A 1,331-nucleotide genomic window follows, 5' to 3' on the forward strand; every position below is an offset into this window, starting at 1 on the left:
CAGGCCGTTGAAAAAAGCCAGAGCCCGCGTGGCTCTGGCAAAATGGCGGCCATCCTCTTCTGCCGAAGCCAGCCCAAGCCAATGCGTGGACTCGACCTCAAACAAAACGAGCTGTTCAGTTATACGACGCTGGAGCAGCGCATCCCGAACGATCACCCGCTGCGTCCCCTGCGAGGCCTGGTCGATACCGTTCTGGCTTCGATGGATCGGGACTTCGACGGGCTGTACTCCACCCTGGGACGGGCCTCGATTGCGCCGGAGCGGCTGCTGCGCGCCTCGTTGCTGCAGGTGATTTACACCATTCGCTCCGAGCGGCAGTTGGTCGAGCAGATTGATTTCAACCTGCTGTTTCGCTGGTTCGTCGGCTTGTCGATGGACGAGCGCATGTGGGATCACTCGACCTTCAGCCAGAACCGTGACCGCTTGTTCAACCAGGATGTAGCGCGACTGTTCTTCCAGCGCATCAAGTCGCTGGCCGCATGGTCCGAGTACGCCAGCAACGAGCATTTCAGCGTCGACGGCACGCTGATCGACGCCTGGGCCTCGCACAAGTCCTTTATCAAGAAGGATGGCGGCGACCCACCGGAGGATGGCACGCGCAACCCCGATGCCGACTTCAAGGGCGAGAAGCGCAGCAACGCGACCCACCAATCGACCAGCGATCCCGAGGCCCGGCTGGCGCGCAAGAGCAATGGCGATGCCAGTCGTCTGGCGCACATGGCCCACACGATGATGGAGCACCGCAACGGTCTGATCGTGGATGTGGAATGCACCGAGTTCAATGGACGTGCCGAGGTAGAGGCGGCGCTGGAGATGCTGGAGCGCACGGCCAAGCCGGGCAGCACGGTAGGTGCAGACAAGAATTACGACCAGAAGCGTTTCGTGCAGAGGGCGCGCGAGCTGAAAGTGACACCGCATGTGGCGCAGAAGCGCAAGGGCAGCGCCATCGATGGGCGCACCACGCGGCATCCGGGGTATGCCGCCAGCCAGAAGATCCGCAAGCGGATCGAAGAAGGTTTTGGCTGGCTGAAGACGGTTGGCGGCCTGCGCAAGACCAAGCTGATCGGTCGCGCCAAGCTGAGTGCTCAGTTATTGCTGGGTTTCTCGGTCTACAACCTGATCCGACTGGGTAGCCTGTCGGGTTGGTGGCGAGGATCGCATGTATAGGGCGAGTTACGCCCAAAAAACGCCGAAAGGCGTGAACGTGGTGCTGAAACCTGTCAAAAAGGCCTGAAGTCAGGCCTTGTGTGGACTCCGTTAGGCCAAAGCGCTTGAAAAAGCGCCAAACCGGACGGGTTGGGGCAGTTGAAGCCGAGTTTTTCAACGGCCTG

At 60.8% G+C, this 1,331-nt stretch carries 1 protein-coding gene; it reads left to right on the plus strand.

Annotation, left to right across the window (positions count from 1 at the left end; genetic code table 11):
* Positions 1 to 81: 81 nt before the first annotated feature.
* On the plus strand, positions 82 to 1,167 hold the full coding sequence (locus AC1KVE_RS20995; RefSeq protein ID WP_011913346.1) for an IS5-like element ISPst12 family transposase: 1,086 nt from the start codon (positions 82 to 84) through the stop codon (positions 1,165 to 1,167).
* The last annotated feature ends 164 nt before the right edge of the window (positions 1,168 to 1,331 follow it).

Source organism: Xanthomonas sp. NCPPB 2864, assembly GCF_056675615.1.

Coding starts and splice junctions, on each gene's coding strand:
- AC1KVE_RS20995 (WP_011913346.1), top strand. CDS start 82: ATGCGTGGACTCGACCTCAAACAAAACGAGCTGTTCAGTTATACGACG.